Origin of the sequence: Kyrpidia tusciae DSM 2912 (assembly GCF_000092905.1) — a bacterium.
GTDB classification, from domain to species: domain Bacteria; phylum Bacillota; class Bacilli; order Kyrpidiales; family Kyrpidiaceae; genus Kyrpidia; species Kyrpidia tusciae.
Genome location: NC_014098.1, coordinates 1,365,364 through 1,387,191, shown reverse-complemented (window position 1 = coordinate 1,387,191; position 21,828 = coordinate 1,365,364). Strand labels below are relative to the sequence as shown.

Sequence of the window (21,828 nt, the reverse complement as noted above, 5' to 3'; positions counted from 1 at the left end):
TTGGATAAACGCGACGATCACGAGTCGTCCCTTTCCGTCGAACAGTTTGGCTACAAGCAAGAGCTGAAACGCAGCCTCAGTTTTTGGGACCTGCTCGTTTATGGGCTTATTTTCATGGTGCCCATCGCCCCCATGGGGATCTACGGCCAGGTGGTCCAAACGGCCCACGGCATGGTGGTGTTGGCGTATTTGATCGGCTTGGTGGGGATGATTTTTACCGCATTCAGCTATTTTCGCATGTCCGAGGCCTTCCCCATCGCCGGGTCTGCTTACGCCTACGTCCAGCGGGGATGGAACCCGTTTATCGGTTTTCTCGCCGGCTGGATGATCATGCTGGACTACATTCTCATCCCGGCCCTGCTGTACCTGGTTTCTGCCTCGTGGCTGAACGAACTCTTGCCCGGCGTGCCGACCTGGGGTTGGGTGGTGGTGTTCGTCGTCATCAACACGATCATCAACATCCGGGGAATCCAGATGACCAACCGGGCCAACTGGGTCATTTTGGTGATCGAACTGCTGACGTTTTTGGCCTTTTGCATAGCGGCGCTGATTTACGTGGCCTCGGGGACAGCAGGCACGCATTTTACGTTCACCCCGGTGTTCAACCCGCATGAGTTCAGCTGGGCGATGGTGGGCTCCGCCACATCGATTGCGGTGCTGAGCTTCTTGGGGTTTGACGGGATCAGCACCCTGGCGGAAGAAACCCGGGGTGACCGGTCGACGGTGGGCAAGGCCACGGTGGCGGCGCTGATCGTGGTGGCGGTCCTGTTCATGGTGTTGACCTATTTGGCCGCGGTGGCGTACCCCGATTACACCCAGTTCCCCGATCCCAACGTCGCTTTCTATTTTGTGGCAGAACGAGTCGGGGGCACTTGGCTAAAATTGCTCACCCTGGTGGTCACGGTGGTCGCCTGGGGGATCGCCAACGCCCTGGCGGCCCAGGCGGCGATATCGCGGCTGCTCTATAGCATGGGGCGGGACCGCATGCTCCCGGCCGTCCTCTCCACCGTCCACCCGCGATACAAAACGCCCATTGTGTCCACCTTGGTGGTGGCGGTCCTCTCGATCATCGTCACCGCTTTCCTCAGCATCGACAACCTGAGCCGTTTGGTGAATTTCGGCGCCCTGACCACCTTTATCGCGCTGAACCTCACGGTGATGATCTATTTTCTCGGCAAAAGGCGCACCGGACGATGGGGGGCGCATTTCCTCATGCCCCTGTTGGGGATCCTGGTGCTCCTTTATGTGTGGCTCAACTTCGATGCGTTGACGTTTTATCTCGGGGGCAGTTGGTTCATCCTCGGGGTGATCGTGCTACTCATCACCACCCGGGGATTGCGGGTGAAACCCAAAGACATCGAATCGGTGTAACAGCCGCGTGACTCCCGCCCGGTGTTCGGGACCGGGCAGGCAAGCCGGGGGCCCTGCGGCCGGGCGGCTCCTGGGTGTCGGATGCCAATAAAGGATAAAAATGGAGGATGACTTATGGCCACTCATCAGCTGTCAAGCAGTCATTTGATCTATGCCATGTCCGCCGGGAATCGCCCGGCTCTTCGGGTGCACAGTGGAGATCGGGTGGTGATCGAGACCGCCGACTGCTTTGAGAACCAAATCCGCTCGGAGTCCCAGGATTTTGGCGGGTTGGACTGGGAACGGATCAACCCGGCCACCGGGCCGATCTACGTGGAAGAGGCAGAACCAGGGGACATTCTCGCCATTCACATTGAAAAAATGGAATTGGTATCTCAGGGGGTGATGACGACGGGCCCGGGACTCGGGGTTCTCGGGGACGAATTGGAGGAAAACCATATTCGGATGATCCAGGTGTCGGGAGGCCGGGTGAACCTTTTCGGGCGAGAGGTGCCCACCAACCCGATGATTGGCGTGATCGGGACGGCGCCCTCGGGGGATATGCCGATTCCCTGCGGGACGCCTGGGGATCACGGCGGGAATATGGATTGCAAGCGTATCACCGAAGGGGCCATTCTCCTGCTCCCCGTCAACGTGCCCGGGGCGCTTTTCGCCTTGGGGGACCTCCACGCCTCCATGGGGGACGGCGAGGTGGCGGTGTGCGGGGTGGAGATCGCCGGGAAGGTGACAGTGAAACTCCACGTGCTGAAAGGGCTCACCTGGCCGACTCCGATGGTGGTGGACGCCGAGCGGGTGATGACCATCGCCTCGGCCGCGACCCTGGACGAGGCGGCAGTCGTGGCCACCAAGCGCATGGCCCACTGGATGTCCCAGCAAACCGGGATCTCCGGGGCCGAAGCGATCTTTTTGCTCAGCGCCAAGGGGGAGCTGCGCATCTGCCAGGTGGTGGATCCGCTGAAGACCGCCCGGATGGAGTTCGACCGGGCTTGGCTGGAGAAGATGGGGATTTCCTTTGGGAATCTGTAGGGAACTCCCAGGGGGCGGGAGTTCACCACACAGGGCCGCCCCCATCCCCATTTGATCTGAAAAAAACGCGCCTTATCCTCTTCCTTCAGGAAGAGGATAAGGCGCGTCATTGGGCGGACAGAGGAAGAGCGGCTCTTTTGGCGAACGTGCGTTTGCGATTCGCGAACATTTGGGGTATCCTAGAACCATGAAAATTCTCAAGTCCTTTCGATTCCGCTTGGAACCGACAACCGAACAATCCCAGTGCGTCACCCGTTACCGGGGATGTGCGCGGTTGGTCTGGAACAAGGCGCTGGCCTTGCAAAAAGGGCGGCTGGAGGCCGGGTACCCTTTGCTCTCGTATGAGGAACTTGCCCTGCTCCTGACACTCTGGAGACACAGCGAGGAATACGGTTTTTTGACCAACGCCCCTGTGCACCCTTTGCAATGGACGCTCAAGTTTCTGGATCGGGCAATCCGGGCGGCGTTTGACAAGTCCAACCCGGCGCGCTTCCCGACCTTCAAGAAAAAGAACCGGGACGAGGCGGGCCTGCGCTTTCCGGACCCGAAACAGATCAAGCTCGACCTGTCGACCAAGGATGCAGACGGGCGGTGTGTCTTGCCGAAGGTTTTCCTGCCCAAGATCGGGTGGGTGAAGTTCCGCAAGTCCCAGACCATCGACGGGACGATTCGGAATGCCACGGTAACATGGCAGGCCGGGCACTGGTACATCTCTTTCCAGACGGAGATCGACGTGCCGGAGCCGGTCCACCCGTCGGAGTCGGCTGTGGGGATCGACCGGGGAATTGTGCATTTTGCGGCGTTGTCGGACGGCACGTTTGTCGATGCGCCGGGGTGGTTCCGTCGGCACGAAACGAAACTGGCTTGGGAAATGCGGAAGCTGTCGCGGAAGAAAAGGTTCTCGCGAAACTGGCAAAAGCAAAAAGCAAGGATTCAGCGTCTTCATGCGCATATCGCGAATGCCCGGCGGGATTTTCTGCACAAGACCTCCACGGCCATCAGCAAAACCCACGCGATGGTGTTTGTGGAGGATTTGCGGATCCAGAACATGAGCCGGTCAGCCAAGGGGACGAGGGAGAATCCGGGGAAGAACGTGCGGGCGAAGAGCGGTCTGAACAAAGCGATTCTGGACCAAGGGTGGTTCATGTTTCAAACGTTCTTGGACTACAAGCTCCACTGGTTTGGGGGCTGGCTGGGGACCGTCCCGGCCTCGTACACGAGCCAGACTTGTCCGGTGCCGGAATGCGGACATGTGAGCCAAGCGAATCGGCCGAGGCAATCGACATTCCGGTGTGAGCGATGCGGGTATGAGGGCAATGCCGACACAGTGGGAGCGATAAACATATTAAGGGCTGGACTGGCCCGGATCGCCTGTTCTCCGGTGTAGAGCCGGGGAGTCGGTCGTTCGACCGATCCAAGGGGTGCAACAAGGCCCCTGGTGGCAGGAAGGAATCCTCCGCCAAAAGGGGGAGGAGGTCAACAGGAGGTGTGTGGACGTGGCCGACGCATCGCGCATCGTGCCCATTTCCGGCGGGTACCACGTGTGGACCCGGCGACTGGGGGAGAGTCCCGTCAAATTGCTGCTCCTTCACGGCGGCCCGGGATTCAATCATAACCTGTATTCGTTAAGCCTGAACGGATGAGCATTGCCAATAGTCACGAATCGCGTCGCAAACTTCCTCGTAATGATTGTCAAGAAAGTTCATGATCGTCTTCGCTTCCTTGGCGTCGGATCGCCAGCCGGCGTGATTAAAATCATTGCGATAATTGGCAATGTCATGAAACCGTTTCACCATCTCGGGATACTGCAACAGTCGGTTGACCAGTTCCATATTATACGATTCAGAAGAGGAATCCATCGGTCGCTTATCTTTTAACTTTGAAGCATAGTGGAGGTGCCGGGCAACGTCCTCCCGATCATGTACCCGTTGCTTGCCATACCCTTCCCGCTCACATACTGCAGTGATGACCAATTCATACAAAAGGGTAAAGGTCTGTTGGACGAGTCCATGGCGTTTGCACCAGTCAATCGCCGCAAACCCAGCCTGGATCACATCATCCTCTTCCATCGGCTGTAACTCTCGATTCACTCGGTCCAACAGAATGTTAATCGGCTGAAAATCCGGCAGCGCCTCTGCTTGATCCTTAAAATCTTCCAAAATTCTCCTGGCCGACACGGCCTTGTCGCGAACTAGGGGCCCGCGACAGGCCTGCAAGGCGGTCGTAAACTCTACCCAGCTCCGGGCCATTTTTTGAATCGGTTCAATGGCCTGTCCCTGTCCTTTTGTTCGCGCAGCCATCCTCTTTTTATTCCGTACCCACTCATTAAAGGGTTCGGCGCGGCCCATTTCGGTAAATGCGTAGACGTTGATGATCCAATCCTGCAAATCGGCAAAAGACGTCAAGTCGACCACTTGCGCCGGGACTTCGTAGATGTTCCCGTAGTAAATCCCCCTGACCATGATATTTTTTGTAATGCGAGCGAAATGCAAGATCAACAGAGCCATCATGGGCTGATGGCGAAAGGAATGGGTGATATCGAAAATTACTTCGTCTTCAGGACGAAGCACATCAAACACGGTTTTAAAATCTTCCCAGATTTCCTTGGTTTTTGTAGCACCGAGGATAGGCACAGGGATCCAGGAAAAATACACTTTCTCCCGCAAGGCGATCAATTGTTCCTTTAATTTTCCAGGCCCTAACCAACTCTGCCGTTCTGCTTCCGGAGTAAGAAAAACGTACATCTCTTCCGGAGGGTGGGCGGTTTTGTGCAGCAACTCCATCAGAGCCCGCTGAATGTACGGTGTCTCCTCCGAAACGTCCTCTCCAAACTGATAACAATAGGGATCATAATGGCCATTTTTCCCGACACCAAGGAACGTCAAAAGTTTGACGGTCATCGTTTCTCTCCCCGTTCGCGTTTTTCTACGACAGCCTTCATTCTCCCGTAACCGGCGTTGGTCTTGCCGCCAATGCCCCATTGCTGCAAGGCCCGGTTCAATAGTTCCATCGTCAGCGAGGTCCATTTGTCGCTATAGGAGGTCCGCTCCGAAGACAACGCGAGCAAAAAACGCCCCTTGCAACTGAGAAAAGGAATGGGGTTAGGATCGTCAAAATCCGTCGGTGGCCGGTCCCCCTGGTAATAATCCGGATGATGCACCGTCATGACATCCCGCACGAGGGACCCTCTGAGGGTCTCGGGCGTGATCCACGCGTCAAAAAAACAGATATGACCGGATTCTTCGAGGGTACCGAAAAGAAACCGGTGATATTCCCCGCCCCTGCGATACCTCTCGTCCTCTTGACCCCAAACCTCACCGCAATAGTGGGAGGCCAACCCTTTTAAGGCCGTAGCGGGAACGTAGGGGATGCCGTAGGTATGGTGTAAAGTCAATCCCGTCTCCAGAGGCGAAGCAGAACCAAGACCCACCACCAAACGTCCTTCTACCTCCATCTCCCAGGTCACACAGGGCAGTAACTGAGACACGTAGCGCTGATACACTTTTTCATACCAAGGAAGGATTCCGCCCACCGATTGTTCAGCTATATCCAAAATCTTTTCCTTTCCGTGCAGACCGACAGGCGTACTCCCGTTGCGGTGGTCTGGCTCATCCACCTTCTCGGCCTGGGTTTCCAGGAAACGTTGGAGAATCAGACCCGAGTGGGTGGAAACCTCCGGGGAAAGGCGATTCAATGCAGACTTCTGCACATTTCGACAAGCTTGTTTCACGACCCTCAGTCCTCTCCCGGTTGAACCTTCAGAATCGCTTCCGCGTATCGTTTATACCAAGTGGCTGCCTGCATGACCCGTTGGGTCAACCGCATATATTGCACCAAATCGGCTTCGCGGGCCACGGTCCATGAGTGGTCAACCCCCACGGTATCGGCTAAATCATTGAGGAACTGTATAAAATGTTCCCTTCCAGGCGCCGACCCCTTGGCCTGACAAAAAGCAACCGCTTGACACAGCCCGGACGCATGCAACAACGCCGGGAAACTTACGCAAATGCGGCCGTAATCTTTTTGCTCCTCCCGACTTCGCTTTTCGACACGGTCAATCTTTTCGTACACATCCCGCGCCCACTGCTGCTGTCTCGTTTGCATGGCCATCATCCCTTCTTCGACCCAGGTGTGAACAGACAGCGGATCTGCCCTTTGCCGACGCTGGCATGACCGCCGATCTGTAAATTCACTTTTGACGGACAAAAGTTTGTGATCAACTCTTGCGGCGTGACGTCCTTTCCGTACACCTGATCGCACCACACCACACCGGCCAGTACCGTTTCCGCCGGGAGATTTTCCTCGTACCAGAGGGCTCCCTTCTCCACGATTTTCGTATCGTCATTGATCCTGATCCTAGCCTGTACTTCGGTGGCCGTTTCACAGAGATAATTGAAGACATTGTCTGAAACCATGGCGAACCGTTCGAGAAAAAAGGGCCGCCAGGGGTCATTTTCAGGGAAAAGAGCCTCCGCAAAAAAGTCAGCCCACTGTTTAACCGTCGGGTCCGTCTTGGCAGTGAAATCGAGATCTTCCAGGAATACGCTCTGGTCCATCGCTAAGCTGCTAAGCTCTGAAAGATAAATCTCATCCTCGGCTGTAGTGGCCCCTACGCTTCCCATGTCCGCGGGCATTCCTGAGCCGTACACCATCTCCAAGTCCCGCCGCAGGCGCATCAAGACAAAAGGAGAGGTAACATAGGCAAAGGTTCCGTACAAGCTGCGTACGGGCAGCATCACCAGATGGGCATCGGTGAACACGAGTGACCCCGCCTGCTCATCCCCCACTCCTCCCTGTCCAAAGGCCAGCGTAAACCCTTTCAAATCTGTTCCTTGAAAATAGTCCCGCAAGACACCTTTCACGGCGCTTCCCGGAACGACCGGCCAATGGGTGACCTTTTCCCGCATAATCGGCAGATCAATAAACCCCACGCCCTGTCCCGCCCCGACATGGAGGGGGGTGACGGCGTGCAACCAAAACATCCTGTTATGGCCCCGCATGTTGACGTATCTCCTTTCTTTGCTCATCGCTTCCAACGGCCCCAAAGAGCGTTTGCAAAACCGTCTCGCCGATCTTGTTCCTCGTCCGCCACCGATCGAAGCCACGCATCCTTTATGTAAGCACCGGGGTTTCCCGCCAACACTTCGAAAAAGTAGACGCTCCCGGCCGGGACGATCCGGCGAATGGGCTTCGGGCCATAGTGGCCCTTCTCGATGCTCCAGCCCGAGAGCGGCTTCCACCGGCCTACACAGGCACTCCGCAATTGCAGCCGCAACCCGTTCATGCCGGGCGGCGTGCCTTGTAACGTGTCCGGGTCAATCCAGCCCGGCAACCAACCGTATCGAAACAGACCCGGAGTGGCCAAAACCATTCGCACCCCATCGGCACCGTCCAGGGCGATCGACAATTCATCATCGGGAAACCACGAAAGAGGGGATGTTGTCTGTAAAAAAGAAAGCCGCCTCTCCCCGCCCAGGGGCGCCAACACGGCCCCCACACTGGGCCACGAGGACTCCTCCAGCCCCTCCACCCACGTGACGATCCCCACGCCGTGGGGGAACGCCAGTCCCGATGTGGAAAACAGTTGCTCATCCCCGGCCCGTCCAGTCAACGGGTCGATGTGAACGTGCACGCGCACATCTCGCTTTAACGGATAAAGGTACTCGGGCGCTGATAGCTGGAATTCGGTGATGTTGCTTGTACCCTCCTCAGCCGGTATGGCTACATTGCTGCGGTGATCGTCCATCAACCACGCCATCATGCGCTCCCGGGACCAAAAGGCCGGACCTTTGGCCGGTTTGAGGTCTTCCGTAACGACAACAGGAAGTAGAGCGGGATGGGGCAGGTCACACCCCTCCCCTTCTCCCATTTCGTGGGGGCGAAGGGCGATTCCTTGCAAAGAACGCGAATCATCGTCCCGAAACAGAACGACATCGAGCGGCGCAGGAAAATAGAGTTTCTCGCCGACACATGGATAGGGGCCGCCGATGGTCAAACTCTTCAGCCACTGAACTCGCGTTGGTGTAAAGGGTTCTATCCCTGGGCTGTCCACTACATGTTTCCCCACCCAGGTTCGCAGAAAGCCGGCGAGGACAGAAGGGTATGGCCAGTCTAAACAGACCATTCTGTTGCCGCCTTCCGGACCAAAAGGGCGAGCATCCCTCACCACGAGCGGATCCCGAGGCCAGATCTGCACATGAATCATGTTGACAACGTCTCCTTTCCCGTTCGTCCCGACTGGCGCCAACTCCGGGCCACGTGGTAGGCCAGCAGTAACGACGTGGACAAACGGTACACGTCCCCCAAGGTCTGCACCTCCGCAGACAACTGGTCTATCAGGGGTCCTTCCAACACTTTACCGGATCGCGTTCTTTTTCTTTCAAATAAGCGCCGGATATCTGCCTGGAGCAGCTTCTCAGGCGGCCAGGAACTCTGCTCCTGACCGGGATCATTGACCCCCTTTCCGCCATAAGCGATCGCCAATTGAAGAAGATCATAGGGCACCTTGTGCGGGATTTTTCCAGAGAGAAACCCTTTCACCTTTTCTTCGATCTTCTTATCGGGATTTTTATCCCACCTCTCGCGAAAGCCCAGAGTTTCTCTACCACTTCGCATTTGCAGGAATACGGCGAGACCGTTGCGATCATCCCCTTTCGCGCACCTCTCTGCCTCCCGGGCCAAATTCAATAAATCCTCCATGGGCTCCAAGCAATGGCCAATTCCAATCCCCACCGACAGGGTGGGAACTGCCCGCAAAGCGGAAGAATCCGCGTGAATGGCCTCCAGGACCGGCTCGAGGATGACTTGAAACCGATCATGTAACAGCCGCGCAACATCCAGCGCCCAATCTACAGGCAACAGGGCCAATACATCGTCTCCGCCGCTGTAAATCAGGATCCCGGTGAAAGCCGCTGCGGGCGAGGATTGCCTTGCCCCTTTGTTTTCCACGATATCCCGAACCTCCCGGGCAAACCGCGAGAGGGCCTGAGAAAACAGCTGATGTCCTCGCGCGTCCTGGATCGCCGACATGGTCTGCCCCATGCGGTCACCATCGGCGGAGAGGACCGCGACGTAGGGGATGGGGGGCTGAAGGGTCTTATATAAATCGTTGAGCGCGTCTCGCAACGACTGGATGTCCGGACCGATGATCCCCTTCTCCCCGGCCAAAAGATCTAAGCGGGACGGCAGCAGTACGCTCCCATCGTAGGGAAAATAGCGATAGTTCTTCTTCGGGTCCGCAATTCCCGTCGTCTCGACGAGCTGTTTCACTTCTTTCCACTTTCCCTGAATTTGCGGATCCGTGTTGCCCTCTATACCCCGGACCCAGGGATCGACAGCCAGTTGCACCACAGACACATAAGACTCGGCTTTTCCTCCGAATCGTTTCACCACTCCGATCGCATCGAGATGCTCCCGCTCCTTGACGGCCCTTGCTGAAACTGTAGAATTTCCAAGCTGCTCCTCGAGAAAAACCGACTCCCTCGCCCCGTCCAGGGACGATTTCGCCACTCCAAACCGCCCCTGAACCGGTTGAAAATCCCGCAAATTTTTCCGTCCGGCCAGAAGGCGTTCAACCCTGACTCTGGCTTCTTGATAGGTTGCGACCACCGGTACCCAAGCGGCATAAAACTCGATGACATCGTCCCCCCGCACCTGCTCGGCCCAGAGCTCTTCGTCAATACGGCGCCCTGACTCTCGCTTCGCCTTCTCTAAAGCTTCTTTCGCAAATTCTTCCCACCGCCGGATTGCCGCATCTTTGGCTCTGGCGGCCACAAGACGGGCGTCGACCCCTGCATCTATTTCCAGCAGAATTTTGTTCGCGGTATTCTGCCGATCATCTTCCCAGTCCTCTTCCCGGGCAAAACTGGGATAGATGAGTTCGCCTTGTTCTCTCAGAACCTCTGCGGCCGCCTTGCAGATCTCGGACAGGACGTACGAGCCGAACCAGAGATCCCGGGTTTTTCGGGCAGAGGCGATAAAATCCTGCACCGGACCGATGGAAATCCCGAGAAGTTGCTTGTTCATCGGTATCCCCTCTTCTTTTTCGCAAAGTTCAAGAAGGCTTCAATCGCCGATCCCGTTGTACCGTAGTGCAGGGGAGATTTCGGAACGCGCACCAAATTGGGATCGCGGATCTCGTCTGCGCGTACAAGAGTGTGACTTTTACCAGATCGTAACTCTGCCCCGCAAAGAGGAGGAGATTGTAGATGCAGAATGATCGAAACGGCCATGTGCTCGGAAAGGGCGAGCGGCTTGACGATCAAGGGGCTCGCCATGCGGTTGTGGTCGACCGGCCGCAGTGTGTAGTCCGGCGGGTCACCTTTCTTCTTGTCCTTAAAATGAAAGATGATCGGCAGACCGAGTTCCGCCCTGGGAAAGCGATTCTCACGACCGGTAATCGGTTGCCGGTGACGCGGGCACGCTTTTCCGGAGATGCGACGAATGCTGTCCGCTTCAGGCCAGCGAGAACGACCAGGACGGTTGCCTTGCCCAGGATTGCGGCCAATATCCGCGCCCTGTCGAAACGCCTGCAGCACGTAGATCCCTCGATTCCAGGCCTTCATGGGTTCAATCAGCTCTTCATTGACCATGAGACACGGGGGCAAAGTCGGCCAAGGTTTCGGCTCCTCGGGTAACCGAATGTCATAGGCATCTAGGTTGGATTGGTACCACTCGTGAATATCAGCGTTTTTAGCGGGGGAAAATTGTCGGCTATAGAGTGCTCCGCAACCTCTTCGTGTTCGGGCACCAATCCCTCCAAAATTGCTCCATGCCCACAGGGCGGCATGAAGATCGTCCTTACATTCTATCGGGTATAGCACAGTCAAGGTAAACCCCGCTCTTACGAGCCCACTTGCGGGGGGCACTTTTTCCTCTTTGTCGGAGTTCTTGCCTTGAAACGGAAATAAGGCATAACCGGGAAAATCGGTCGTAAAGGTTGGATACGTCTTGCCCGGCGGATATGTAGCACAAACGGTTTGGCTGCCCGGATGGTTGCGGTCCATGTCCACCCGCAGCGATATCCGGCTCTTGTGGGTGGTGGATCCCCATATCTGTTCTTCTTTCTTTCGCAATTCTTTCTCGTTCGCACACGAAGCCCCCCGAGTGGCCCGCCACCAGAAGCGCAGCTGCCCACGCACCGCGGGCCCGCGAACCGAGGTGAGAGGGTCGTTTTGGCGTGTTATCACACCCCCACCGAAAATCGGCGTAACCGTCTTGAAAAAGATTTTTTCTTCCCGAACGCCGCTTTGGAGCAACGCCTTGGGAATAGTTTCCGGAAAAACGTCCATTGGTTTCCTCCCTCCAGTTTACGATTTACGGAGGTGCTCTTTGGGACGCGCCTCCCTGCAACAGAGCCTCACAATCTGTTTTCTAAGTTTTGGCCGAAGCACCGCGACGGCTCGCGAAATGATTATATCAGAATTTGAGGATGATTCCAGCTCATCCTTCCCATTTTCATAAGGATCATGACTGCTCAATCATCATTCGTCTACAAAGACGGCCATCGTGCCACACGCATACGCTCCCGCGGACCATTTACATTTTTCACATTGCAAATTCCCGATGACAACGCTACAACGAACGCTAACTAATGTTAATTAGGCTATATAGGATGAGAGTCGGATTGTCGACCAGAGAGAAACTGCTGAAGGAGGCGTGCCTCCATTTTGGCGAAGGAGGCTATGGATCGACCCCGCTGTCGGCAATCGCCCTGCACACACCGTGGATTATCGCCGGATCAGTCGGAATCCGGTTCTGTGGCCGACCGCCGAGTCCGTCGGCTTCCCTTGCATGCCGGTAGTCGAACGGCCGCCCTCGCCAGGGGCGGTATTTGTTTGCTTGATCGAGCATGGACATTCTGGACACCCTAAACCAGAAGAAGGGAGCAACCCTCGGGTACGGGCACAGAGGTTGAACCACCGCGGTGCCGAGACGCTTCGACGGGGGCATCAGACAACAGGCGGAGCGAGAGGATTTCAGCGATAACGCAGGAATCCTTGTCCATCGCCGGAATGATCCCATTAAAGGATGAACAGGATGAACCAAACCGATGTCAGTGCAACTATCCCGACCGCAATTCCTATTTTTATGTATTTGGCTTGTCCTCGGAACGGGGATCCTGTTGCTTCCCGCTTCCGTGGGGAAATTTGCGCTTCGGGACGGATGGATCAGCGCCGGTTTGGCAAGCATCGGGGGCTTTGTCGTCATCGGCGTGATCGGGTTGTTCACTCGGGTCTTTCCTGGGGAATCTCTCCTGCAGGGATATCTCGCGGCCTTCGGCCCGTGGCTGGGACGTTTGGCCGGTCTGTGGCAACTGCTCCTGGTGTTCATCGTCGAAGCCCTCGTCGCCCGGGAATTGGAAGAGTTTATCGCCACCACGATTCTGCCAAACACGCCCAGCACATGGATTGCGGGGATGATCCTGTTTCCTGCGTGTTACGCCACCTACCTCGGCCTGGAAGTGGTGGGCCGTATGGGGGAGATTATTAGCCCCATCGGGATCATCATCACGCTGGGGTTGTTCCTCCTCGCCACCCCTTACCTGGATTTCAGCTATATCCACCCGGTGTTGGCGGATGGCTGGGACGCGATTCTACGCGGCGACGTGGTCCTGTGGGCTCTTCTTGCCGAATTCACGTTCACTCTTCAGATCCGACATTCCACAGATGCAAACTGGTATCTCCGAACGCTGGGAACTGCCGTGCTGATTCTCGCCGGCTCCGGGGTTATTGCCGAATTGACCGTTCACTTGGTCCTGGGTCTCTCCACGCAGTATACTTTTTATCCAATTCTCGAGGTAGTGCGGGCCATTCGGATCGGAGACTTTTTAGAGCGGCTCGATACCTTGTACGTCATCGGCGTGGTGGCCACGATCTTCCTCAAGCTGTCGTTTCTTCACTATGTCCTCACCTCAGGCTTGCAGGAATGGGCGACTCTACAACACCAGCGACCCCTGGTGTGGAGCGGGGGAATCGTCGTCTGGGCAGCTTGTTTATTCTTATGGCACGGAAGAGAGGACAAGCTTTTCTTGATCCAAGAGGTGATGTGGGGGTACATCACTGTGGGAGGGGTGGGGCTTGTGGGATTGGCCGCAGTCGTGCAGCTTATTCGGCGCTGGTGGACCACCCGCAAGTCGGTCGGCAACTCCTTATGACCATGCCCTGCACCGCCGCATCTGAGAGATCCGGGCATCCCGTTGCCGCGGCTTCCCGATGTTCCGGCATCCTGCACACGCCGCGGTTGCACGGGTGCACATGCGAAGGGGAAGGCCGACCGGCCGATGGTTCCAGACAAAGGCCCGTCCAAAGATAAAAGCCCCGCAGGTGGTTACCTGCGGGGCTTGCGGGAACGCGCCCGGCAACGTCCTACTCTCCCAGGGCCCGGCGGCCCAAGTACCATCGGCGCTGGAGGACTTCACTTCTGTGTTCGGGATGGGCACAGGTGTTTCCCCTCCGCTCTCGTCACCCGACCCTCGTTCCCTCAAAACCGAAAAGCCACCACAGCTCAAGAAAGCCTCGACCGATTCGTATCCGTCCGCTTCACGCCTCGCGGCGCTTCCACGCCGGACCGATCTACCTCGTCTTCTCCAAGGGGTCTTACCACCTTGACGGTGTGGGAAACCTCATCTTGAGGCGGGCTTCGCGCTTAGATGCATTCAGCGCTTCTCCCTCCCCGACTTGGCTACCCAGCGATGCGCCTGGCGGCACAACTGGGACACCAGCGGTCGGTCCATCCCGGTCCTCTCGTACTAAGGACAGCCCCTCTCAAGTTTCCTCCGCCCGCGGCAGATAGGGACCGAACTGTCTCACGACGTTCTGAACCCAGCTCGCGTACCGCTTTCATGGGCGAACAGCCCAACCCTTGGGACCGACTTCAGCCCCAGGATGCGATGAGCCGACATCGAGGTGCCAAACCTCCCCGTCGATGTGGACTCTTGGGGGAGATCAGCCTGTTATCCCCGGGGTAGCTTTTATCCGTTGAGCGACGGCCCTTCCACTCAGTGCCGCCGGATCACTAAGCCCGACTTTCGTCCCTGCTCGAGACGTCCCTCTCGCAGTCAAGCTCCCTTGTGCCTTTGCACTCGCCGCGCGATGTCCATCCGCGCTGAGGGAACCTTTGGGCGCCTCCGTTACCTTTTGGGAGGCGACCGCCCCAGTCAAACTGCCCACCTGACACTGTCCCCCGACCGGTTCACGGCCGCAGGTTAGAAGATCAATCCGCCAAGGGTGGTATCCCAACGTCGGCTCCCCCCGGGCTGGCGCCCGGAGTTCCCTGCCTCCCACCTATCCTGTACATGACCGACCCATCTCCCATATCAGGCTACAGTCAAGCTCCACGGGGTCTTTCCGTCTAGCCGCGGGTACCCTGCATCTTCACAGGGACTACAATTTCACCGGGTCTCTCGTTGAGACAGCGCCCAAGTCGTTACGCCTTTCGTGCGGGTCGGAACTTACCCGACAAGGAATTTCGCTACCTTAGGACCGTTATAGTTACGGCCGCCGTTTACTGGGGCTTCGGTTCAGGGCTCTCACCCTTCCCCTTAACCTTCCAGCACCGGGCAGGCGTCAGCCCCTATACTTCGCCTTCCGGCTTCGCAGAGACCTGTGTTTTTGCTAAACAGTCGCTTGGGCCTCTCCTCTGCGGCTCCCTCGGGCTTCCCCCCCACCGGCAAAAGCGAAAGCTTCTGCCCGCGGGGACCCTCACCCTACCGGAGCGCCCCTTCTCCCGAAGTTACGGGGCCATTTTGCCGAGTTCCTTAACGAGAGTTCTCCCGGTCGCCTTCGGATCCTCTCCGTGCCAACCTGTGTCGGTTTCCGGTACGGGCACCCAGGTCCTCGCTAGAGGCTTTTCTCGCCAGTGTGAACCCAGGGACTTCGGTACTCAACCTTCCCTCCCCATCACGGCTCAGGCTTCCCGCCACGCGGATTTCCCTGCGTGACCCCCTCGCCGCTTGGACGGCCTCTTCCAGCCGGCCGCTCCCCTGTCCTCCTGTGTCCCCCCTTCGCTCAAACGGACCTCGGTGGTACGGGATTCTCCACCCGTTGCCCTTCGCCTACGCCTTTCGGCCTCGGCTTAGGTCCCGACTAACCCTGGGCGGACGAACCTTCCCCAGGAACCCTTCGGCTTTCGGCGGACAGGATTCTCACCTGTCTTTCGTTACTCATACCGGCATTCTCACTTCCCGCACGTCCACACGCCCTCCCGGTCGTGCTTCCCCCACGCGGGAACGCTCCCCTACCACAGTCTCCTGTCCGAGGCTTCGGTCGCGGGTTTGAGCCCCGTTTCATTTTCGGCGCAGCCGCACTCGACCAGTGAGCTATTACGCACTCTTTCAATGATGGCTGCTTCTAAGCCAACATCCTGGTTGTCTTCGCACGGCCACTTCCTTTCCCACTTAACCCGCCCTTGGGGACCTTAGCCGTCGGTCTGGGCTGTTTCCCTCTCGACCGCGGATCTTATCACTCGCAGTCTCACTGCACGGCATCCGACGACGGCATTCGGAGTTCGACTCGGCTCGGTAACCCTCGCGGGCCCCTCCCCCAATCGGTGCTCTACCGCCCCCGCCTTCACCGCCGCACGCTCGCCCTCAAGCGATTTCGGGGAGAACCAGCTATCTCCGGGTTCGATTGGCATTTCACCCCTACCCCCAACTCATCCTATGGTTTTTCAACACCAACAGGTTCGGGCCTCCATGGCGTTTCACCGCCACTTCACCCTGGTCAGGGGTAGATCACCCGGTTTCGGGTCTGCCGCATGAAACTCTCGCCCTCTTCAGACGCGCTTTCGCTTCGGCTCCGGCCCTGAAGGCCTTAACCTCGCTTCATACGGCCGCTCGCCGGTTCATTCTACAAAAGGCACGCCGTCAGGCTTAACGTCGCCCTCCGACTGCTTGTCGGCACACGGTTTCAGGTCCTCTTTCACTCCCCTCCCGGGGTGCTTTTCACCTTTCCCTCACGGTACTCTCCGCTATCGGTCGCTGGGGAGTATTTAGCCTTGGGAGGTGGTCCTCCCGGATTCAAGCGGGATTCCTCGTGCCCCGCCCTACTCGGGGTCCGCCCCGGAGCCCGGTCGGTTTCGGATACGGGGCTCTCACCCTCTCCGGCGGGCCTTCCCAGACCCTTCTCCTACCCACCCGGTTTCTCACTCCCTACGGGACGCCCCTCGACCCCGGCCCCCTAAAAGACCGGTTTAGGCTTCTCCCCGTTCGCTCGCCGCTACTTGGGGAATCGCGGTTGCTTTCTTCTCCTCGGGGTACTGAGATGTTTCAGTTCCCCCGGTCTGCCCTCGACGACCTATGCATTCAGCCGCCGATGCCGCCTCTCCCAGACGGCGGGTTCCCCCATTCGGACATCCCCGGATCCCAGCCTGCTTACGGCTCCCCGGGGCGTTTCGGCGTTCGCCCCGTCCTTCTTCGGCTCCCAGCGCCCAGGCATCCACCGTGCGCCTTTCCTACTTTCTCTCGCTGCGTGGCTTTTCAGTTCTCAAGGAACAAGAGAGAGCCTCGCTCCCTCAGAATCAAACAGTACGCCCACCCCAACCCCTTCGCCTTGCCTTGCTCCCTAGAAAGGAGGTGATCCAGCCGCACCTTCCGATACGGCTACCTTGTTACGACTTCACCCCAATCATCGACCCCACCTTCGGCGGCTGGCCCCTTCCGGTTGCCCCACCGACTTCGGGTGTTGCCGACTCTCGTGGTGTGACGGGCGGTGTGTACAAGGCCCGGGAACGGATTCACCGCGGCATGCTGATCCGCGATTACTAGCGATTCCGCCTTCATGCAGGCGAGTTGCAGCCTGCAATCCGAACTACGAACGGCTTTCAGGGATTCGCTCCAGGTCGCCCCTTCGCCCCCCGTTGTACCGCCCATTGTAGCACGTGTGTAGCCCAGGACATATGGGGCATGATGATTTGACGTCATCCCCGCCTTCCTCCGGCTCCTCGCCGGCAGTCCCCTGTGAGTGCCCACCCAGGGTGCTGGCAACACAGAGCAAGGGTTGCGCTCGTTGCGGGACTTAACCCAACATCTCACGACACGAGCTGACGACAACCATGCACCACCTGTCTCCTCTGTCCCAAACGGGAACCCCCCATCTCTGAAGGTGTCAGAGGGATGTCAAGCCCTGGTAAGGTTCTTCGCGTTGCTTCGAATTAAACCACATGCTCCACCGCTTGTGCGGGCCCCCGTCAATTCCTTTGAGTTTCAGCCTTGCGGCCGTACTCCCCAGGCGGAGTGCTTATTGGGTTTCCTTCGGCACGGATGGGCATCCCCACCCACACCTAGCACTCATCGTTTACGGCGTGGACTACCAGGGTATCTAATCCTGTTCGCTCCCCACGCTTTCGCGCCTCAGCGTCAGGCGTCGTCCAGCAAGGCGCCTTCGCCACCGGTATTCCTCCTGATCTCTACGCATTTCACCGCTACACCAGGAATTCCCCTTGCCTCTCCGACCCTCAAGCCATGCCGTATCCGTGGCCCCTCAGCGGTTGAGCCGCTGCCTTTCACCTCGGACGTGCATCGCCGCCTGCGCGCCCTTTACGCCCAGTGATTCCGGACAACGCTCGCCCCCTACGTCTTACCGCGGCTGCTGGCACGTAGTTTGCCGGGGCTTCCTCCTTGGGTACCGTCCCTCACCGGGTCCCCCCGGTGCCCTCGTCCCCAAAGCCAGAGGTTTACAACCCGAAGGCCTTCGTCCCTCACGCGGCGTCGCTCCGTCAGGCTTTCGCCCATTGCGGAAGATTCCCTACTGCTGCCTCCCGTAGGAGTCTGGGCCGTGTCTCAGTCCCAGTGTGGCCGTCCACCCTCTCAGGCCGGCTACGCATCGTCGCCTTGGTGAGCCGTTACCCCACCAACCAGCTAATGCGACGCGGGCCCACCCGACAGCGGGTTTCCCCTTTCCCGCCAAGAGCATGCGCCCCTGGCGCCCATCCGGAATTAGCGCCCGTTTCCAGGCGTTGTCCCGGTCTGTCGGACAGGTTGCCCACGCGTTACTCACCCGTCCGCCGCTGATCTCCCCGGGGCAAGCCCCGGGGAGACCCGCTCGACTTGCATGTATTAGGCACGCCGCCAGCGTTCGTCCTGAGCCAGGATCAAACTCTCCGTGAAAAGATTCATCCGGGCTAACAGTGGCGTACTGTTTGATTCTCAAGGATCGAGGTGCCGCTTGAAGCGGCGACGAAAGATACTCTATCACATCCCGGCCGATGATGCAACCGGTAGTTCGTGGGAGCCTTTTTCGATGTCCCTTTTTCCCCGAACCTTCAGCACGAATCCCATCGGCGTGGCGAGTTTGGTATGTCCATTATCTGGTTTATCATCCACAGATTGGATGGTTCAGGCCATGCTGAACTAGGGTCAGGTTCTTGGTTACCTGGCCCAGGAGCTCCACCTTCTACGATCGCGTTCCGTTTAGGACACGCTGCGAACCAAGCTCCTCATGCGTTCTTGCTGCTTCTCCCGCACCCTCCCCAATGCCATCGCCAGCATCACGCACAAAGCCAAGCCGCAGCGCAACCGCATCTTGGCCAGCCCACGAATGGTATGCCGTTCAAACCCAAACGAGACGTCCAAGCGACTGTTCACCCTCTCCACCGCCGTCCTGTACCGGTATTCCTTTGCCCATTTGTAGCTCTCCCGGGCAATCGGCGTGAAGATCCGCCGGTCCACCGCGAGCGCCACCCGCACCCCTCCGGCCACGGGGCACTGTTCCCGCCCTTGACACGTGATCCCGTACGCCTTGGCTGGACATACTTTTTTCAGCGTCCCCCGGTCTTTCTCGAATCCACCATTGCTCATCTGTTGCCGGGCCCCTGTCTCTGGACAGTAACAGTACACCGCTCCCCCCTCGTCATACACCACGTTCGTGTGTCCCGGTAACAACCGCGTTTGCTCCCCGTCTTTCCACAGTCGCCTCGTGTCGATCACGGGCTTGATCCCATATTCATCCCAGCAGCGACTCAAGAGTTTCGAGTCGTCGTACCCCCGATCGGCCGTCAGGACCTCGGCCTTTTTCAACATCTCCGGTTGGCGTTTCTCCAACTCATCCAGCAGGACATGCCCTTCTTTGACGTCGGAGCGCGACCCCTTGGTCACCGTATACGCCACAGGCAATTCATGCTGAGCATCCACCACCAGGTGGAGTTTGTAGCCAAACCACCGGACCACTTTCTCCCATGTACTCCCGTCCTCGCGGGTCCCACGATAGGTTTTTACCCCGTATGCTGCATCCAGATCCCGCCGTCCGTCTTCCTTCTTTTCTTTCGAGGGACGGGACGCCCACGAGGCGATCGCCTTGCTGTCCATCGCCAAACGACGCCCGAAATCCGGAAGTTCCTCACTCAGGGCCTTCACCAGCTCGTCGAACATCGATTCGATCCACGATCCGTGCTCCATCAAGCTGCGGAGAAATCGGGTGTAAGCAGCTGCGCTGGGAACTGCGCGCAACCCACAGATCGACCGCAGCTGCCCGTTTCGAGAGAGTTCCCGACGTAAGCTCTCGATCGACGGGTGCTGAAACACGATTCCTGCCAACATCGAGTTCCACATCGCCCGTACCGGGTAGTCATCTCGTCCATGACCTCTCGATTTCTCCAGATGCGCCATGAGCGCTTCGTCCGGCAGATGTTCCAGAACCAGCCGGAGGCGTTCCAAGTCTCCAAGCGGCTCAATCTCTTCCTAGGAAAACAGTTCGAGTTGTGGTATAATGGCCATAGGGTGAGTCCTCCTTGTTGGATCATTTGTCTAACCACTATTCTAACAAAAGAGGACTCACCTGTCTTATTGGACTGGGGTGAATTTGTCCGAATCTATCCCTCCCCCCATTCAAAACCCCTGTCTTTCCTGGCCCTCTTTGGGGGAAAGTTTTCTGGTCCCTGCTCCTTACCCCTTATCCCTCCTGGCCTTTTCGGCATCGAAAAAGGCTCCGTGGAAACACCCGCGGCCTCCGCCGCGCATCGCTTCCCGGCTACCGAGGCGGGGGTGACCGCCCGCGGCAGTGACGAAACTGATTATATGCGAGCCACCGCCCTCCATACAACCCCACCGATCCGCGACCTCGGCCGACAGATCGGCTTCATCGCCCGATACGGGCGGGTTTTCGACGACAGGCTCGGTTTTGCGGCGTGCATCGGGGGCAACGAGGGGGCAAGCCATGGGTTCGATTCGACTCCCTTTGGACTTTTACGAGCATCCTCAAGAACATCCTCCGTATAAAACCGATGCTCCGCCACGTCTGTCCCCGCCCCCATCTCGGGTTTGAAACTCCACAACAATACCCGGCCTTTCCGACCGGGCACTGTGGTCATCCCAGATATGTATTTCTTAATTCGTCGAGCTTTCTTTCCCTTCCTTTACTTAAAGCCGTTGCGGCCCCATCGGGCACTCCTCGAATTCGCAATATCCCGGCGGATCCGCCCTCACACCGCCAGCCAGCCGCCGTCCACCGCATAAATGTACCCCGTACAGAATGCCGACGCATCCGACGCCAAAAACAGCCCCATGCCCGCCAAATCTTCCGGCAGCCCCCATCGCCCGATCGGCGTTCGCCGGGTGATCTCCTCGTGGGCCTTTCGCACCTCCGGGTCGGTCACATCCTCTCGCAATTTTCCGTCCCCGAGGTTCGTCCGAATAAACGCCGGGGCGATGGCGTTGACCCTGACGCCCATCGGCGCCAATTGCACCGCCAACGTCCGGGTGAGTTGCACCACGCCGCCTTTGGCCGCCGTATATCCGATGGCCCCCATCCCGAAGTCCCCGACCAGCCCATAAATCGAGGCGGTATTGATGATGCTCCCGCGTTTTTGTGCGACCATCACCCGGGCGGCTGCCCGGTCGGTCAAAAAGACCCCGGTGAGATTCACAGCGATGACCTTCTCCCACGCCGCTTTGCTGTACTCCGTCACCAGAGTTCCGTCGTCCCCGATCCCGGCGTTGGCAAAACACACATCGAGACCCCCGAGTTGCCGCACCGTCTCCTGCACCATCCGATCGGCATCCTCTTCTTTCGACACATCCGCTCGAAGCGCAATCACCTTCCGCCCCGTCTCGGCCCCGAGCCGCTCCGCCGCCTGCCGGGCCGCCTCCTCATTCCAGTCCGCCACCGCCACATCCGCTCCCGCCTCCGCCGCAGCCCTGGCGAAGGCCAGTCCAATTCCGCTCCCACCGCCGGTGACCAAGGCCACCCGCCCGTCGAGTCGAAACGAGTCCATGACGCTCATACCCTTACCCCCATTTTGTCGATGTGACTTGGACTGCCGAGTTTATTATAACCGGGCGCCGCCGCCGATTGCCCCGAAGGCCGCTCCCCCTGTTCGAAAAATTTTTGTGAACGCCCCCGCCCCCTCGTTACCCGCACACACAAAACAACCCTCTCGCGCATGGAGGGGGCCGTCGCCCATCACCCACATCTTGCCGGTTGCACACCGGATCGCGCC

The 21,828-nt window shown here is 58.2% G+C and carries 14 protein-coding genes and 3 rRNA genes; 5 read left to right on the top strand and 12 right to left on the bottom strand.

From position 1 onward, the window contains the following. The 4 genes from BTUS_RS06845 (at window position 1) to BTUS_RS17915 (ending at window position 4,040) form a co-directional block, all read left to right on the top strand. Window positions 1–1,371 (top strand): APC family permease, encoded by a 1,371-nt coding sequence (locus BTUS_RS06845; protein ID WP_013075380.1) that lies wholly within the window; start codon window positions 1–3, stop codon window positions 1,369–1,371. A gap of 114 nt (window positions 1,372–1,485) precedes the next feature. Next, on the top strand, window positions 1,486–2,397 hold the full coding sequence (locus BTUS_RS06840) for an acetamidase/formamidase family protein (RefSeq protein ID WP_013075379.1): 912 nt from the start codon (window positions 1,486–1,488) through the stop codon (window positions 2,395–2,397). Window positions 2,398–2,584: 187 nt separating this feature from the next. Continuing rightward, window positions 2,585–3,784 carry an RNA-guided endonuclease InsQ/TnpB family protein gene (locus tag BTUS_RS06835; RefSeq protein WP_013075378.1) on the top strand — a complete coding sequence of 400 codons (1,200 nt, stop codon included), beginning with the start codon at window positions 2,585–2,587 and terminating at the stop codon, window positions 3,782–3,784. Window positions 3,785–3,893: 109 nt separating this feature from the next. Next, window positions 3,894–4,040, top strand: coding sequence for a hypothetical protein (locus BTUS_RS17915; RefSeq protein ID WP_013075377.1), 147 nt, complete (start codon window positions 3,894–3,896; stop codon window positions 4,038–4,040). On the opposite strand, the gene csx2 is transcribed toward BTUS_RS17915, so the two are convergent. The 7 genes from csx2 to cmr1 are packed head-to-tail and all read right to left on the bottom strand — an operon-like array spanning window position 4,023 to window position 11,687. Further along, window positions 4,023–5,297 carry a TIGR02221 family CRISPR-associated protein gene (csx2, locus tag BTUS_RS06825; RefSeq protein WP_013075376.1) on the bottom strand — a complete coding sequence of 425 codons (1,275 nt, stop codon included), beginning with the start codon at window positions 5,295–5,297 and terminating at the stop codon, window positions 4,023–4,025. The genes BTUS_RS17915 and csx2 overlap by 18 nt on opposite strands. After that, window positions 5,294–6,127, bottom strand: coding sequence for a type III-B CRISPR module RAMP protein Cmr6 (gene cmr6 / locus BTUS_RS06820; RefSeq protein WP_013075375.1), 834 nt, complete (start codon window positions 6,125–6,127; stop codon window positions 5,294–5,296). The genes csx2 and cmr6 overlap by 4 nt, the downstream gene beginning before the upstream one ends. 5 nt (window positions 6,128–6,132) lie before the next feature. After that, window positions 6,133–6,501, bottom strand: coding sequence for a type III-B CRISPR module-associated protein Cmr5 (gene cmr5 / locus BTUS_RS06815; RefSeq protein ID WP_013075374.1), 369 nt, complete (start codon window positions 6,499–6,501; stop codon window positions 6,133–6,135). A gap of 5 nt (window positions 6,502–6,506) precedes the next feature. Then, window positions 6,507–7,397, bottom strand: coding sequence for a type III-B CRISPR module RAMP protein Cmr4 (gene cmr4, locus BTUS_RS06810; RefSeq protein WP_013075373.1), 891 nt, complete (start codon window positions 7,395–7,397; stop codon window positions 6,507–6,509). Window positions 7,398–7,420: 23 nt separating this feature from the next. After that, window positions 7,421–8,602, bottom strand: coding sequence for a type III-B CRISPR module-associated Cmr3 family protein (locus BTUS_RS16815; RefSeq protein ID WP_013075372.1), 1,182 nt, complete (start codon window positions 8,600–8,602; stop codon window positions 7,421–7,423). After that, window positions 8,599–10,422 carry a type III-B CRISPR-associated protein Cas10/Cmr2 gene (gene cas10 / locus BTUS_RS06800; RefSeq protein WP_013075371.1) on the bottom strand — a complete coding sequence of 608 codons (1,824 nt, stop codon included), beginning with the start codon at window positions 10,420–10,422 and terminating at the stop codon, window positions 8,599–8,601. The genes BTUS_RS16815 and cas10 overlap by 4 nt, the downstream gene beginning before the upstream one ends. Beyond that, window positions 10,419–11,687 carry a type III-B CRISPR module RAMP protein Cmr1 gene (cmr1, locus tag BTUS_RS06795; protein WP_013075370.1) on the bottom strand — a complete coding sequence of 423 codons (1,269 nt, stop codon included), beginning with the start codon at window positions 11,685–11,687 and terminating at the stop codon, window positions 10,419–10,421. Before cmr1 ends, cas10 begins: the two co-directional genes overlap by 4 nt. 761 nt (window positions 11,688–12,448) lie before the next feature. Here cmr1 and BTUS_RS06790 point away from each other — a divergent pair. Next, window positions 12,449–13,552, top strand: coding sequence for a GerAB/ArcD/ProY family transporter (locus BTUS_RS06790; RefSeq protein WP_013075369.1), 1,104 nt, complete (start codon window positions 12,449–12,451; stop codon window positions 13,550–13,552). A gap of 198 nt (window positions 13,553–13,750) precedes the next feature. Here the strand turns inward: BTUS_RS06790 and rrf are convergent. The 5 genes from rrf to BTUS_RS06760 form a co-directional block, all read right to left on the bottom strand. Then, window positions 13,751–13,867 (bottom strand): 5S ribosomal RNA (rrf, locus tag BTUS_RS06785). A 34-nt stretch (window positions 13,868–13,901) separates the two neighbouring features. Next, window positions 13,902–16,859 (bottom strand): 23S ribosomal RNA (locus BTUS_RS06780). Between the two features lie 103 nt (window positions 16,860–16,962). Beyond that, window positions 16,963–18,502: ribosomal RNA gene (locus BTUS_RS06775) — 16S ribosomal RNA — on the bottom strand. Together the 16S, 23S and 5S rRNA genes form the textbook arrangement of a ribosomal RNA operon. A 303-nt stretch (window positions 18,503–18,805) precedes the next feature. Continuing rightward, window positions 18,806–20,047 carry a transposase gene (locus BTUS_RS06770; RefSeq protein WP_013075368.1) on the bottom strand — a complete coding sequence of 414 codons (1,242 nt, stop codon included), beginning with the start codon at window positions 20,045–20,047 and terminating at the stop codon, window positions 18,806–18,808. A gap of 764 nt (window positions 20,048–20,811) precedes the next feature. After that, complete coding sequence (locus tag BTUS_RS06760) at window positions 20,812–21,612, bottom strand: SDR family NAD(P)-dependent oxidoreductase (protein ID WP_013075367.1); 801 nt, start codon at window positions 21,610–21,612, stop codon at window positions 20,812–20,814. Window positions 21,613–21,828 lie beyond the last annotated feature (216 nt).